Consider the following 14,716-nt stretch of genomic DNA (forward strand, 5'->3'; position numbering starts at 1 on the left):
TGGGGGTGAGGGTCCGGCGCGAAGCGACTCGTGGAATTGAGCGCACGAGGCTTGCGCACGTACCCTCATCCGGCCCTGCGGGCCACCTTCTCCCGGTGGGAGAAGGAACAGCCGCTGAGTGCATAGCGCTCTGCACCGGGCCGGCGCAGGGCGTGCTCGCCTGCACCATGCCGCCGCGCCCGCCGATGGCGGACGCGGCAGGTGGGCGCTCTCAGCCCACCCACACCCGCGCGTTGCGGAACATGCGCAGCCACGGCGAAGCGTCCACCCAGCCCTCGGGATGCCAGCTGAGGTTGAGCGCGCGCGGGGTGCGCTCGGGATGCGGCATCAGGATCGTCACCCGGCCGTCGTCGCTGGTCAGGCCGGTGATGCCGTCGGGCGAGCCGTTCGGGTTCAGCGGATAGCGCTGTGCGACCTCACCGTTGCCGTCGACGAAACGCAGCGCCACGCGCGCGGCGGCCTGGTCCACGGCATTGTCGAACTCGGCGCGGCCTTCGCCGTGCGCCACCGCCACCGGGATCCGCGAGCCGGCCATGCCGCGCAGGAAGATCGACGGCGACTCCACCACTTCCAGCAGGCTGGTACGCGCCTCGAACTGCTCGCTGCGGTTGCGCAGGAAACGCGGCCAGTGTTCGGCGCCGGGAATGATGTCCTTGAGCTGGCTGAGCATCTGGCAGCCGTTGCACACGCCCAGCGCGAAGGTGTCGGGGCGCGCGAAGAACGCCGCGAACGCATCGCGCAGCGCGGGCCGCTCCAGGATCGAGGTGGCCCAGCCGCGGCCGGCGCCGAGCACGTCGCCGTAGCTGAAGCCGCCGCAGGCCGCCAGCCCGACGAACTCGGCCAGGTCCACGCGGCCGGCGATCAGGTCGCTCATGTGCACGTCGAAGGCGCGGAAGCCTGCCTGCTCGAACGCATTGGCCATCTCGATCTGGCCGTTGACGCCCTGCTCGCGCAGGATCGCCACCTTGGGCCGCTGCCCGCTGGCGACGAACGGCGCTCCCACATCCTCGGCCGGGTCGAACGCCAGCTTCGGCCTCAGGCCGGGCGCGGCGAAATCGCGCGCCACCGCGCGCTCCTCGTCGGCGCTGTCGGGGTTGTCGCGCAGCTTCTGCATGGCGTGGCTCACCGACCACCACGCATCGAACAGCTCTTCCCAGCGCCACTCGACCAGGGTCTTGCCGGCCAAGCCCACGCGCACCACCGCGGCGGTGCTGGGACGGGCGATGCGCTGCGCGCACTCGGTCAGCGCATGCCGCTCGATCAGATCGGCGAACGCGGCGCGGTCCTCGTTGGCGACCTGCACCACCGCGCCCAGTTCCTCGTTGAACAGGCTGCGGAACGGATCGTCGCCCCAGGCATCGAGGTTGATCTCCAGGCCCTGGCGCGAAGCGAACGCCATCTCGCACAGGGTGGCGAAGGCGCCGCCGTCGCTGCGGTCGTGGTAGGCCAGCAACAAGCCGGACTCGCGCGCATCGCGGATCAGTTCGAAGAACGCGCGCAGGCGCTGCGCATCGTCCAGGTCAGGCACCGCGCCGCCGAATGCCGGCAAGCCGCCCTCGGCATGCACCTGCGCCAGCACCGACCCGCCCAGGCGCTGCTTGCCGCCGCCCAGCCCGATCAGCCACAGCTCGCTCTCCGCCTCGCGCGCCAGCAACGGCGTCAGCTGCGCGCGCGCGTCGGCTACCGGGGCGAACGCGGAGACGATGAGGGAGACGGGCGATACCGACTTGTGGGTGGCGGTGGAGCCGGGATTGGGGAGTGGGGATTCGGGATTGGCAACGGCACTGTCCGTGCCCGTCGACCCGCTTCCACCAATCCCCAATGCCGCTCGCTCTTCGGCAGCCGCAGGCTGACCATCCCGAATCCCGGCTACTGCCCACTGCGCCTGCATCGACAACGAATCCTTGCCGACCGGAATGCTCAGGTCCAGCTGCGGGCACAGTTCCATGCCCACCGCCTTGACCGCGGCGTACAGCCGCGCGTCCTCGCCGGCGTGGTTGGCCGCGGCCATCCAGTTCGCCGACAGCTTGACCTGGTCCAGCGCCTCGACCGGCGCGGCGCACAGGTTGGTGATCGCCTCGCCGACCGCCATGCGCGCCGCCGCGGCGGCATCGAGCAGCGCCAGCGGGGTGCGTTCGCCGATCGCCATCGCTTCGCCGGCGTAGGTATCGAACCCGGCCAGGGTGATCGCGCAATCGGCCAGCGGCAGTTGCCACGGACCGATCATCTGCTCGCGCGCGGTCAGGCCGCCGACACTGCGGTCGCCGATCGTGACCAGAAAACTCTTCGCCGCCACCGCCGGATGCGCCAGCACGCGCAACCCGGCCTCGCGCAGGTCCAGCGTGTCGGTATCCAGCTCCGGCCAACGCGGCGCCGGCGGCTGCCGCGCATCGCGGTGCATCTTCGGCGGCTTGCCGAACAGCACGTCCATCGGCAGGTCGATTGGATGCTGGGAATGGGGAATGGGGAATGGGGAATGGGTAGAAGCGGGATGGGCAGGCTGTTCACCATTCCCGATTCCCGATTCCCCATTCCCGCCGCCGAGGACGCCATAACCTACGACCAGCCGCTCTTCGGCGGTGGCCACGCCGACCGCGGCGAACGGACAGCGCTCGCGTTCGCAGATCGCGGCGAATTCGGCCAGGCGCGCCTGCGGCACGCCGAGCACGTAGCGTTCCTGCGATTCGTTGCACCACAGCTGCATCGGCGACAGCGACGGGTCGTCGCTGGGCACGCGGTCCAGGTCGACGATGCCGCCCACGCCCGAGTCGTGCAGCAACTCGGGAATGGCGTTGGACAGGCCGCCGGCGCCGACGTCGTGGAACCAGCGGATCGGATTGTCCGCACCCAGCGCCACGCAGCGGTCGATGACCTCCTGCACGCGCCGCTCCATCTCCGGGTTGTCGCGCTGCACGCTGGCGAAATCCAGGTCCTCGGCGCTGTCGCCGGAGGCCACCGAACTGGCCGCGCCGCCGCCCAGGCCGATCAGCATCGCCGGGCCGCCGAGCACGATCACCGCATCGCCCGGCTGCAGGCGGATCTTCTCGACCTGGATGCGGTCGATCGCGCCGAGACCGCCGGCGAGCATGATCGGCTTGTCGTAGGCGCGGGTCAGGTCCTGCGCCTCGGGCAGCTCGAAGCTGCGGAAATAGCCGAGCAGGTTGGGCCGGCCGAATTCGTTGTTGAACGCGGCGCCGCCGAGCGGTGCCTCGAGCATGATCTCCAGCGCCGGGGCCATGCGCGGGTTCAACGGGCGCTCGCCCTCCCACGGCTGCGGCAGGGTCGGGATGCGCAGGTGCGAGACGCTGAAGCCGGTCAGCCCGGCCTTGGGCTTGCCGCCGCGGCCGGTGGCGCCCTCGTCGCGGATCTCGCCGCCGGCGCCGGTGGAGGCGCCCGGGAACGGCGCGATCGCGGTCGGGTGGTTGTGGGTCTCGACCTTGATGCAGAACGCCGACGGCGTCACCGCCTCGCTGCGGTATTCGCCGCTGGCCGGGTCCGGGCGGTAGCGCGCGGCCGGATGCCCTTCCACCACCGCCGCATTGTCGCTGTACGCGCTGAGCGTGTGCTGCGGGGTCTGCTGGTGGGTGTGCTTGATCATCCGGAACAGCGAGCGGTCCTGCTCCTTGCCGTCGATGCTCCAGCTGGCGTTGAAGATCTTGTGCCGGCAGTGCTCGGAATTGGCCTGCGCGAACATCATCAGCTCGACGTCGGCAGGATCGCGGCCGAGTTCGCCGAAGCGCTGGCGCAGGTAGTCGATCTCGTCCTGCGCCAGGGCCAGGCCCAGCCGCGCGTTGGCCGCTTCCAGCTGGTCCAGCGCGATGCGCTCGACGTCGCCGCGCGCCGGCGCCTGGAACAGCGCCTGCGCCTGCGCCGCGCCGTCCAGCAGCGACTGGGTCATCGGGTCGTGCAGCAGCTTGGCCAGCGCCGCCTGCTGGCTGGCGTCGTCCGGCCAGCCGGCCAGGTCCAGGCGGGTGCCGCGCTCCACGCGGCGGATCGCCAGGCCGGCGCCGCGCACCAGCTCGGTGGCCTTGCTCGACCACGGCGAGCGCGTGCCCAGCCGCGGCACCACGTAGCGCGAGCAGGTGCCGGCCTCGGCCGCGATCGGCGCGTCCTGCGCCTGCAGGATGCGCTGCGCGGCGGCGGTATCCACCGCGCCGTCGGCGTCGCTGTCGATGAAGTAGACGTGCCAGGCGCCTGCGATGCGCAGACCGGGAACGACGGATTGCAGGCGGGTTTCGAGCCGAGCGCGACGGAACGGCGAAAGGGCGGAAGCGCCCTCGAGGACGATCATGTCCGGGGAACCGTGTGAGGTAAACGGGCTGCGTAGTGTAGCCGGGACTCGGGACCGGGGACTCGGGACTCGCAAAAGCTGTTTTCGGCGACCGGGAAAATTCCCAGAAAATCAATAACTAACGCACACGACACGAATGCCCGCGGCAACGCTCGCATGCCGGGGACGCGCGTTTGCGAATCCCCAATCCCGAATGCCCAATCCGGCCGCTTAGCGGCCGCCGCCCGCCCGACCCGCCTCGGCCGCGCGCTTGTCCAGCGCCTCGCGCAGCTGCGCCGGCGGCAGGTAGCCGCCGAGCTGGGTGCCGTCCGGAGCGAAGATCGCCGGGGTGCCGTTGACGCCCAGGCGCTGGCCCAGGTTGTACTGCATGGTCACCGGGTTCTTGCAGTTGGCCGCGCTCGGCACCTTGCCGTTGGCCTTGGCCTCGGTCAGCGCCTTCTTCTTGTCGGCCGCACACCACACCGCGACCATGTCCTTGTAGTCCTGGCTGCCCAGGCCCATGCGCGGGAACGCCAGGTACTCCACCGCGATGCCCTGCTTGTTGAGCTCGGCGATCTGGCTGTGCAGCTTGCGGCAGTAGCCGCACTCGATGTCGGTGAACACGCTGATGGTGTACTTCGGGTTGGCCGGGGCGAACACGATGCGCTCGGTGCGCGGCGCGGACTCCAGCAGCTTGCGGCGGTAGTTCAGCAGGCCCTCGCTGGAGGCGAACTGCCTTTCCTGGATGTCGAACGGCTGCGCCTGGAACAGGTAGCGGCCATCGTCGGACACGTACAGCACCTGCCCGCCGACCACCACTTCGCGGAAACCCGGGAACGGCGCGGCGCCGATGAAGTCGGGCTTGAAGTTCGGATCCAGCTGCAGCAGCGCCGCACGCACGCGCTGGTCGCCCGGGGTGCCGGCAGGAGCGGCGGCCGGCTTGGCCGGGGCGGCGCCGGTAGGCGAAGCCGGCTGCGCGCAGGCGGAAAGGGACGTGGCGCCCAGCAGCGCAAAAAGAGCAAAACGGAGCATTGGCTATCCATGAGGGCTGCGAATCGGCTGGATTGTCGCATACCGATTGGTCCGCTCCATGTAGACAGGCTGAGCCGGCCCTGGACGCGGCAAGCGCAAGCGGACGCGGGCACCGCCCGGGGCGCCTCAGCCGCGCGGATGGTGCTTGCTGTGCAGTTTCTGCAGGTGTTCGCGCGCCACCAGGGTGTAGATCTGGGTGGTGGACAGCGAGCTGTGCCCGAGCAGCATCTGCAGCGCGCGCAGGTCGGCGCCGCGGTTGAGCAGGTGGGTGGCGAAGCTGTGGCGCAGGCCGTGCGGGCTGACCGAGACCGGGTCGATGCCGGCCAGCGCCGCATAGCGCTTGACCAGGCCCCAGAACTGCTGCCGGCTCAGCGGACGCCGCGCCGCATCGATGAACATCGGCACGGTGCCGTCGCTGGCCGGCACCGCCTGCCCCGCCGCCAGCGCCGGCCGCGCCGTGTCCAGGTAGCGCTGCAGCCAGTGCTGCGATTCCTCGCCCAGCGGCACCAGGCGTTCCTTGCTGCCCTTGCCGGTGACCCGCAGCACGCCCTGGCGCAGGTTCACCGCGTTCGCCGGCAGGTTCACCAGTTCGCTGACGCGCAGCCCCGCGGCGTACATCAGCTCGAGCATGGCGCGGTCGCGCAGGCCGGCCGGGGCGGTGTCGTCCGGGGTCGCCAGCAGCGCGTCGATCTGGCTCTCGGCCAAGGCCTTGGGCAGGGAGCGCGGCAGCTTGGGCGGGTCCAGCAGTGCGGTCGGATCGTCGCCGCGCTCGCCGCGGCGCAGGCGCAAGGCGAAGAACGCGCGCAGCGACGACAGCCAGCGTGCGTTGCTGCGCTGCGAATAGCCCATGCGGGCACGCCAGGCCAGGTAATCGAACAATGCCTGGCGATCGGCGCCGGGCAGGCCGCCGCCGGCGCCGTCGCGCCAGCGCGCGAAGCCCTCCAGGTCGCGCCGGTAGCTGTCCAGGCTCTGCCGCGCCAGGCCCTGCTCGGCCCAGGCCGTGTCCAGGAACTGCTGGATCGCGGCGGCATCGGCATCGCGCAGCGGGGCGAGCCGTTGCGCCTGCTGGCGGCGTTCGGCGGGGGTGCGGAGTTCGGGCATCGGGAGAGCTTACGGGACTCGGGACTCGGGACTCGGGACTCGGGACTCGGGAAAGCCTAGCGCGGACTTCGCGCGGCGCAATGCGGGGCTGCGCCGATCGCGGCGCCAGCCGGTGACGCACCGATGGCGCTGCCGCTAAGCTGTGGCGATGACCGCCGCATCCACCGCCACCGCTTCCCGTCCGCGCGCGCTGCTGCCGTGGCGGCTGCTGGCGCTGTTCTACGATGCCTGGCCGGTATTGGCGCTGTGGTTCGCGATTTCCGCACTGTTCACCCTGGGCTACACGCTCGAAGGCCATGCGCCGCGCGAGAACATCGCCCCGTTCAGCGCCTTGCAGTGGCTGCTGTGGCTGTGCTGCTGGCTGGCCGCCGGGCTGTACGCGACGCTGAGCTGGCGCCGCGGCGGCCAGACCCTGGGCATGCGCCCGTGGCGGCTGCGCCTGCATGGCGCCGATGGCGGAACGCCGAGCTGGGGCGCGCTGTGGCGGCGCTACCTGGTCGGCACGCTGTCGCTGCTGCTGGGGGGGCTGGGGTTCTGGTGGGCGCTGTTCGATCGCGAGCGGTTGACGTGGCACGACCGTGCCAGCGGCACGCAGCTGGTACGACTTCCGAAGCAAACGCCCTGACCGCACGCATGGGCACGCGGCGAACCCGATTGCCGCGTCAATGCCACTGCGACGCAAGGCGCTCCGCTTAGCCTGGTCGCGCAAGGCGTATCGCGATGCGGCGCAACGTCGCCCCCAGCAGATGTCCCGCCAAATACAGCAATAGCAGCAGCGGCGGCACCAGCAACACGTAACCGGCAATCCAGGACATGCCGCGCAACCACGCGTCGGCGCCCAGCGCATCCAGCACCAGCAACTGCGGGGTCAACGGCAGTTGCAGCAACACGAAGTGCCCTTTGTCGTCGGCACCCTGGGCACCCCACACGCACAACGCGGTCGGCACTGCATACAGCAGGCACAGGCCCACGCCGAGCAGGCTCAACCGGCGCATCGACTCAACTGCTGCGCTTGCGGAACAACAGCCACGACACGGTCAGCATCACCAGCGGCGGCAATGCGTAGGCGATGCGGTAGTCGAACTTGAGCGCGCCGGCCATGCGCCCGAAGAACAGCTGCAGCAGCCAGAACACCAGCGCGAACAGGATGCCCAGGAACAGGCGCTTGCCCATGCCGCCGCTGCGCAGCGCGCCGAACGCGAACGGGATCGCGGCGAAGCACAGCGCCAGCACGTTGACCGGATAGAACCAGCGGCTCCAGTACTGGTCCTCGTAGTCGCGCGCGTCCAGGCCATTGCGGCGCCGGTACTCGATGCTGGTGTGCAGGTCGTGCGCGGACAGGTTGCGCGGCTTGGCCAGGCCCGAGGCCAGTGCCGCGGCGTCCAGCCGCGAGGCCCACGGCAGGCTGTCGAACTTCTCGCGCTGCACCGAACGCTCGGCGAAGGTGTCGCGGTAGGCCTGCTTCAGGGTCCAGCCGCTGCTGCGGTGCTCGGCGGTGGTGGCGTGGGTCAGCGAGGCCAGGCGACCGTCCTGGTCCAGCGTGTACAGGCGCACGTCGCGCAGCTCCAGCCAGGTGCCGCCGTTGCCTTCCAGGTGTTCCTCGCCGGCCTGCGCGTTGAGGAAGGTGTCGCCCTCGCGCGCCCACACCCCGGAATAGCGGGCCATGCTCATGTTGCCGTTGTACTTGGCGTTGGCCTTGATCGTGTCGGCCTGGTTCTGCGCCCACGGCGCCAGGGTCTCGCCGCTGAACACCATCGCCACGGTCAGCAGCAGCATCGTCGCCGCCGCGGCCACGCTCAGCCGCGGCCGCGACAGGCCCAGCGCGCGCAGCGCGGTCAGTTCGGAGGTGGCCGCCAGCTGCCCCAGGCCCATCAGCACGCCGATCACCGCGCCGGTCGGGAACAGGGTGTAGGCGCGCCGCGGCACGGTGTAGGCGACGAACGCCACGGCGTGGCCGAGGCTGTAGCTGCCCTTGCCGATGTCCTTGAATTCGTTGGACAAGGCCATGATCACGTCGAGCCCGAGCAGCACCGCCCAGGTCAGCAGGACGGTGCCGAGCACGGCGCGGCCGACGTAGACGTCGTGCAGGTTGGGACGCAGCCTCATGCCGTCTGCCTCCGCGGCCGCGACAGCTGGCCGTCGCGCAGATAGGTCCACACCGCCAGCACCAGCAGCGGCACGGTCAGCCACCACAGGCCCAGCGCCCGCGGCAGCTTGTCGGTGCTCAGCCACTGGGTGCCGATGAACATCAGGTTGGTGCCGACCAGGTAGGCCAGGAACGCCAGCATGATCCGGCCGTAGCGCTGCTGCCGCGGCGAACTGCGCGACAGCGGCAGGGTCAGCAGGGCGAAGGCCAGCGCCAGCAGCGGCGGGGCGATGCGCGCGTGCAGCTGCGCATTGGCCTGCGGCCGCGGGTCGCCGATCAGCTTGGCGGTGGGCAGCAGTTCCGGATCGTCGTCCTTGCGCGCCTCATCGCGGTCCGGCAGGGCCACGTCGTTGCTGACGTAGCGCATCAGCCGGTAGTCCATGCCGTCGCCGGCCAGCGGCCCTTCCACGCGGTAGCCGTCCTCCAGGCGCAGGTAGCGGTCGGCCTTGCCCTCGAAGAACATCGCGCCGCGCTGCGCGGTGACCACGTCCAGGCGGTCGTCCTTCTGCCGCTGCATGAACACCTTGCCCAGCTTAGTGCCGTCGCCGGACAGGGTGCTGATGTAGACGATGCCGCCGTCGGACAGCGGGGTGAAGCGCCCGGCCTCCAGCCCGGCCATCAGCAGGCTGCGGTTGGCCTCGTCGATCAGCCGGTCGGAGGTGCGGTCGGCCCAGGGGCCCAGCCACAGCGAGCACAGCCCGACCAGGGCCACCACCGGCACCACCAGCATCAGGATCGGCCGCAGCAGGCGCCGCGGGCCGACGCCGATGGCGGTGATCACCGCCATTTCCGAGTCGCGGTACAGCCGCGCCAGCGCCAGCAGCAGGCCCAGCATCAGCGCCAGCGGCAGGATCAGCGGCAGATACACCACGAACTGCAGGCCCAACTGGGAAAACAGCAACTTGGCCGGGATGCGGCCATCGGCGATGTTGCCCAGGATGTCGACCAGCACGCCGCCGACACTGACCACCAGCAACACGATGAGGGTCGCCAAGAAGCTCTGGATGAAATCGCGCAGCAGGTATCGATCGAGCTTCGGCATGGGGGTGGGTTGATTTAAACTCTCGGATTCGTTCGCGGCGGAGCCAGCCTAACCCGGCTGGACGTAAACAGCCCGCGATTGTACGGATTTGCCAACGGAATCTGATCAATGGCCCTGGAATTCACCCTGAACCACGACGCCCCGGCTACCGCGGCGTTCGATTGCATCGTCGTCGGCATGTTCGCCGACAAGCGTCTGTCGCCCGCCGCCCAGGCCCTGGATGCGGCCAGCGGCGGACGCCTGACGGCCCTGGCCGGCCGCGGCGACGTCAGCGGCAAGACCGGCGCCAGCGCGCTGCTGCACGACCTGCCCGGGGTGACCGCGCCGCGCGTGCTGGTGGTCGGCCTGGGCGAGGCCGCCAAGTTCGGCGTGCCGCAGTACCTGAAAGCGGTAGGCGACGCGGCGCGCGCGCTGAAGAGCGGGCCGTCCGCCAAGGCGCTGTTCACCCTGTCCGAGCTGGAGATCAAGGGCCGCGACCAGGCCTGGGCGATCCGCCAGGCGGTGATCGCCAGCGACCACGCCTGCTACCGCTACACCGCCACGCTGGGCAAGAAGAAGCCCGACGACAGCGGCCTGGCCAGCCTGGCCGTGCTCGGCGAGGACGCCACCGCGCTGGCCCAGGGCCAGGCCATCGCCGCCGGCGTCAAGTTCGCCCGCGAGCTCGGCAACCTGCCGCCGAACCTGTGCACCCCGGCCTACCTGGCCGAGACCGCGGCCGCCTTCGCCCACGGCGTCGACGGCGCCGAGGCCGAGATCCTCGACGAGACGCAGATGCAGGAACTGGGCATGGGCTCGCTGCTGGCGGTGGCGCGCGGCTCGGCCAACCGCCCGCGGCTGCTGGTGCTGAAGTGGCACGGCGGCGGCGACGCCAAGCCCTACGTGCTGGTCGGCAAGGGCATCACCTTCGATACCGGCGGCGTCAACCTGAAGACCCAGGGCGGCATCGAGGAGATGAAGTACGACATGTGCGGCGGCGCCAACGTCATCGGCACCTTCGTCGCCGCGGCGACCGCGCGCCTGCCGCTGAACCTGGTGGTGGTGGTGCCGGCGGTGGAGAACGCGATCGACGGCGACGCCTACCGCCCCTCCGACGTGATCACCAGCATGTCCGGCAAGACCATCGAGGTCGGCAACACCGACGCCGAAGGCCGCCTGATCCTGTGCGACGCGCTGACCTACGCCGAGCGCTTCAACCCCGAGGCGCTGATCGACGTGGCCACCCTGACCGGCGCCTGCATGGTCGCCCTCGGCCACCAGACCGCCGGCCTGATGAGCAAGCACGACGACCTGGCCAACGAACTGCTGGCCGCCGGCGAACACGTGTTCGACCGCGCCTGGCGCCTGCCGCTGTGGGACGAATACCAGGGCCTGCTCGATTCCAGCTTCGCCGACGTCTACAACATCGGCGGCCGCTGGGCCGGCGCCATCACCGCCGGCTGCTTCCTGTCGCGCTTCACCGAAGGCCAGCGCTGGGCGCACCTGGACATCGCCGGCGTGGCCAGCGACGAAGGCAAGCGCGGCATGGCCACCGGTCGGCCGGTGGGGTTGTTGTCGCAGTGGTTGCTCGACCGCGCCGCAGGCGGCGCGGCGTGATTCGGGAGTCGGGATTGGGGATTCGCGAAAAGCGCCTCCCCATTTCCCCCTTCCCGCACCTTCCGCCGGCGATCGTGACCTGCGTTAGCCAATCCCCAATCCCGAATAACGAATCCCCGCTCTGATGCGCGCCGATTTCTACCTGATCGCCAAGCCGCGCTTCCTGACCGAGCCGCTGCGGCTGGTGTGCGAGCTGGCGCGCAAGGCCAACGACGCCAACCTGTGGACGCTGGTGATGGCGCGCGACCAGGCGCAGGCCGAGGAGCTGGACGAGTTGCTGTGGGCGTTCGACGACGACGCCTACATCCCGCACCAGATCGCCGGCGCCGATGCCGACGAGGAAGAGGCGCAGGTGCTGATCGTCCCGCCCGGCGTGGAAGCGCCGTCGCGCGCGCTGGTGATCAACCTGCGCGACGACGCCTACCGCGGCACCTGCGAGCGCGTGCTGGAAGTGGTGCCGGCCGACCCCGCCGCGCGCGAACCGCTGCGCGAACGCTGGAAACAGTACAAGGCGCTGGGCTTCGAGGTCAGCAAGTACGACATGTGATGAAGCCGGGATTGGGGAGTGGGGATTCGAGATTAGTCTCCACGTCACTTCCATCGGCCACGTCTCAGTCCCCGTCCCTGCGCTTCACCAATCCCGAATCACGAATCCCCAATCCCGGCTCCTCAATGACCACCCTCGCCCCCAGCTACGACCCCACCTCCTTCGAATCGCGCCTGTACGCCCAGTGGGAGGCGGCCGGCTATTTCAAGCCGTCCGGGCAGGGCGAGGCGTACACGGTGCTGCTGCCGCCACCGAACGTGACCGGCACCCTGCACATGGGCCACGCCTTCCAGCAGACGCTGATGGACGCGCTGGTGCGCTACCACCGCATGCGCGGCTTCGACACGCTGTGGCAGGTCGGCAGCGACCACGCCGGCATCGCCACCGAAATGGTGGTGTCGCGCAACCTGGCGCTGGAAGGCAAGGGCGAGACCCGCGACTCGCTGGGGCGCGAGGGCTTCATCGCCAAGGTGTGGGAGTGGAAGGCGCAGTCGGGCGACACCATCGAGCGGCAGATGCGCCGCCTGGGCACCTCCAGCGACTGGTCGCGCAGCACCTTCACCATGGACCCGCAGCCGTCGGCGGCGGTTGTCGAGGCGTTCGTGCGCTGGCACGAACAGGGCCTGATCTACCGCGGCCAGCGCCTGGTCAACTGGGACCCGGTGCTGAAGACCGCGATCTCCGACCTGGAAGTGGAGAACGTGGAGGAAGACGGCTTCCTGTGGTCGATCGCCTACAAACTCGAGGACGGCGCCAGCTACGAGCACGTCGAGCACGACGCCGACGGCAACGAGACCCTGCGCGAGACCCGCGACTACCTGGTGGTGGCCACCACGCGCCCGGAAACCCTGCTCGGCGACACCGCGGTGATGGTGCACCCGCAGGACGCGCGCTACGCGCACCTGATCGGCAGGACGGTGACGCTGCCGCTGATCGGCCGCCAGGTGCCGGTGATCGGCGACGACTACGTGGACCGCGCGTTCGGCACCGGCGTGGTCAAGGTCACGCCGGCGCACGATTTCAACGATTACCAGGTCGGCGTGCGCCACAGCCTGCCGATGATCAACCTGTTCACCCCGACCGCGGCGATCAACGACAACGCGCCGGAGAAGTATCGTGGCCTGGACCGCTACGACGCGCGCAAGGCGGTGCTCGCCGACCTGGAAGACCTCGGCATCCTGGTCGAGACCAAGCCGCACAAGCTGCAGGTGCCGCGCGGCGACCGCACCGGCCAGGTGATCGAGCCCTACCTCACCGACCAGTGGTTCGTGAAGATGGACGCGCTGGCCAAACGCGGCCTGGAACTGGTCGAGTCGGGCCAGGTCAAGTTCGTGCCGCCGAACTGGATCAACACCTATCGGCACTGGATGGAGAACATCCAGGACTGGTGCATCAGCCGCCAGCTGTGGTGGGGCCACCGCATTCCGGCCTGGTTCGACGACGCCGGCACTTGCTACGTCGGTCGCGACGAGGCCGAGGCGCGCGCGAAGCACGGCCTTGGCGCCGACGTCGCCCTGCACCAGGACAGCGACGTGCTGGAGACCTGGTTCTCCTCGCAGCTGTGGCCGTTCTCGACGATGGGCTGGCCCGATCCGCAGGCGATGGCCGAGCGCGGCTACGAGCGCTACCTGCCGTCGAGCGTGCTGGTCACCGGCTTCGACATCATCTTCTTCTGGGTGGCGCGGATGATCATGGCCACCGACAGCTTCACCGGCCAGGTGCCGTTCCGCGACGTGTACATCACCGGCCTGATCCGCGACAAGGACGGGCAGAAGATGTCCAAGTCCAAGGGCAACGTGCTCGATCCGCTGGACATCATCGACGGCATCAGCATCGAGGACCTGGTCGCCAAGCGCACCACCGGGCTGATGAAGCCCAAGGACGCCCCGAAGATCGAGAAGGCCACGCGCAAGGAATTCCCCGAGGGCATCATCGCCCACGGCGCCGACGCCCTGCGCTTCACCATCGCCGCGCTGGCCGGCCACGGCCGCGACATCAAGTTCGACCTGGGCCGCGCCGAGGGCTACAAGAATTTCTGCAACAAGCTGTGGAACGCCAGCCGCTTCGTGCTCATGAACACGGAGGGACGGGACTCGGGACTCGGGACCCGGGACTCGGCACAGCACGCGCCGGTCACCGATGCCGAGAAGTGGATCCTGGTGCGGCTGGACAAGGTCGCCGCCGAAGCGCAGGCGCACTACGCCGCCTACCGCTTCGACCTGCTCGCGCAATCGCTGTACGAGTTCGCCTGGAACGAGTTCTGCGACTGGTTCCTGGAGCTGACCAAGCCGGCCTTGAACGGCGACGACGCGGTCGCCGCCGACAGCACCCGCCACACCCTGCTGCAGGTGCTGGAGACGCTGCTGCGCCTGCTGCACCCGCTGACCCCGTTCGTCACCGAGGAACTGTGGCAGCAGGTGGCGCCGCGCCTGGGCATCGCCGCGCCGACCATCTCGCTGCAGCCGTATCCGCGCGCCGGCGACCTGGACGTGAGCGCCTACGCCGGTGCCGAAGCCGATATCGAATGGCTCAAGGCCATGGTCTCGGCGCTGCGCCGGGTGCGCAGCGAACTCAACGTGCCGCCGTCCAGGCTGGTGCCGCTGCTGCTGCAGGGCGGCCACGCCGAAGACCGCGCGCGGGTGGAACGCTTCGCCTCGCAGCTGAAGTTCCTGCTGCGGCTGGAGGCGATCCAGTGGCTGGACGCGGCGCAGGACGCACCGCCGGCCGCGGCGGCGATCGTCGGCGAACTGCGGCTGCTGGTGCCGCTGGAAGGACTGGTCGACCTGGATGCCGAACGCACCCGCCTGGACAAGGAGATCAAGCGCGTGGACGCGGAGATCGGCAAGTGCAACGGCAAGCTCGGCAACGCCACCTTCGTGCAGAACGCACCGGCGGCGGTGGTCGAACAGGAACGCGCGCGCCTGGCCGACTGGACCACGCAACTGGCTGGCCTGCGCGAGCAGCGCGCCAAGCTGTAAGTCGCGG

The 14,716-nt window shown here is 69.9% G+C and carries 10 protein-coding genes; 4 read left to right on the forward strand and 6 right to left on the reverse strand.

Translation table 11 applies throughout. From position 1 onward, the window contains the following. Positions 1 to 211: 211 nt before the first annotated feature. The 3 genes from purL to xerD all read right to left on the reverse strand — a co-directional run bounded on the left by purL (position 212) and on the right by xerD (position 6,403). Entirely contained in the window at positions 212 to 4,291 is a 4,080-nt protein-coding gene (gene purL, locus HDC36_RS14205) for a phosphoribosylformylglycinamidine synthase (RefSeq protein WP_179568529.1), read from the reverse strand. A 210-nt stretch (positions 4,292 to 4,501) separates the two neighbouring features. Beyond that, positions 4,502 to 5,302 (reverse strand): DsbC family protein, encoded by an 801-nt coding sequence (locus HDC36_RS14210; protein WP_179568531.1) that lies wholly within the window; start codon positions 5,300 to 5,302, stop codon positions 4,502 to 4,504. A gap of 126 nt (positions 5,303 to 5,428) precedes the next feature. Further along, on the reverse strand, positions 5,429 to 6,403 hold the full coding sequence (xerD, locus tag HDC36_RS14215) for a site-specific tyrosine recombinase XerD (RefSeq protein ID WP_179568533.1): 975 nt from the start codon (positions 6,401 to 6,403) through the stop codon (positions 5,429 to 5,431). 148 nt (positions 6,404 to 6,551) lie between these two features. Between xerD and HDC36_RS14220 the strand changes: the two genes are divergently transcribed. Then, positions 6,552 to 7,028, forward strand: a complete 477-nt coding sequence (locus tag HDC36_RS14220) for an RDD family protein (RefSeq protein WP_179568535.1) — start codon at positions 6,552 to 6,554, stop codon at positions 7,026 to 7,028. Positions 7,029 to 7,095: 67 nt separating this feature from the next. On the opposite strand, the gene HDC36_RS14225 is transcribed toward HDC36_RS14220, so the two are convergent. From HDC36_RS14225 to lptF, 3 genes are read right to left on the reverse strand one after another with little or no spacing between them, the layout of a single operon-like run. Next, on the reverse strand, positions 7,096 to 7,398 hold the full coding sequence (locus HDC36_RS14225; protein WP_179568537.1) for a hypothetical protein: 303 nt from the start codon (positions 7,396 to 7,398) through the stop codon (positions 7,096 to 7,098). A gap of 4 nt (positions 7,399 to 7,402) precedes the next feature. After that, complete coding sequence (gene lptG, locus HDC36_RS14230) at positions 7,403 to 8,509, reverse strand: LPS export ABC transporter permease LptG (protein ID WP_179568539.1); 1,107 nt, start codon at positions 8,507 to 8,509, stop codon at positions 7,403 to 7,405. Further along, positions 8,506 to 9,591 carry an LPS export ABC transporter permease LptF gene (gene lptF, locus HDC36_RS14235; protein WP_179568541.1) on the reverse strand — a complete coding sequence of 362 codons (1,086 nt, stop codon included), beginning with the start codon at positions 9,589 to 9,591 and terminating at the stop codon, positions 8,506 to 8,508. The genes lptG and lptF overlap by 4 nt, the downstream gene beginning before the upstream one ends. 108 nt (positions 9,592 to 9,699) lie before the next feature. On the opposite strand from lptF, the gene HDC36_RS14240 reads away from it, so the two are divergent. The 3 genes from HDC36_RS14240 to HDC36_RS14250 all read left to right on the forward strand — a co-directional run bounded on the left by HDC36_RS14240 (position 9,700) and on the right by HDC36_RS14250 (position 14,709). After that, entirely contained in the window at positions 9,700 to 11,184 is a 1,485-nt protein-coding gene (locus HDC36_RS14240; RefSeq protein ID WP_179568543.1) for a leucyl aminopeptidase, read from the forward strand. 121 nt (positions 11,185 to 11,305) lie between these two features. Continuing rightward, complete coding sequence (locus HDC36_RS14245; protein ID WP_179569412.1) at positions 11,306 to 11,731, forward strand: DNA polymerase III subunit chi; 426 nt, start codon at positions 11,306 to 11,308, stop codon at positions 11,729 to 11,731. 125 nt (positions 11,732 to 11,856) lie between these two features. Further along, on the forward strand, positions 11,857 to 14,709 hold the full coding sequence (locus tag HDC36_RS14250; protein WP_179568551.1) for a valine--tRNA ligase: 2,853 nt from the start codon (positions 11,857 to 11,859) through the stop codon (positions 14,707 to 14,709). The last annotated feature ends 7 nt before the right edge of the window (positions 14,710 to 14,716 follow it).

Source organism: Xanthomonas sp. JAI131, from assembly GCF_013410075.1.
Classification (GTDB): Bacteria; Pseudomonadota; Gammaproteobacteria; order Xanthomonadales; family Xanthomonadaceae; genus Xanthomonas_A; species Xanthomonas_A bonasiae.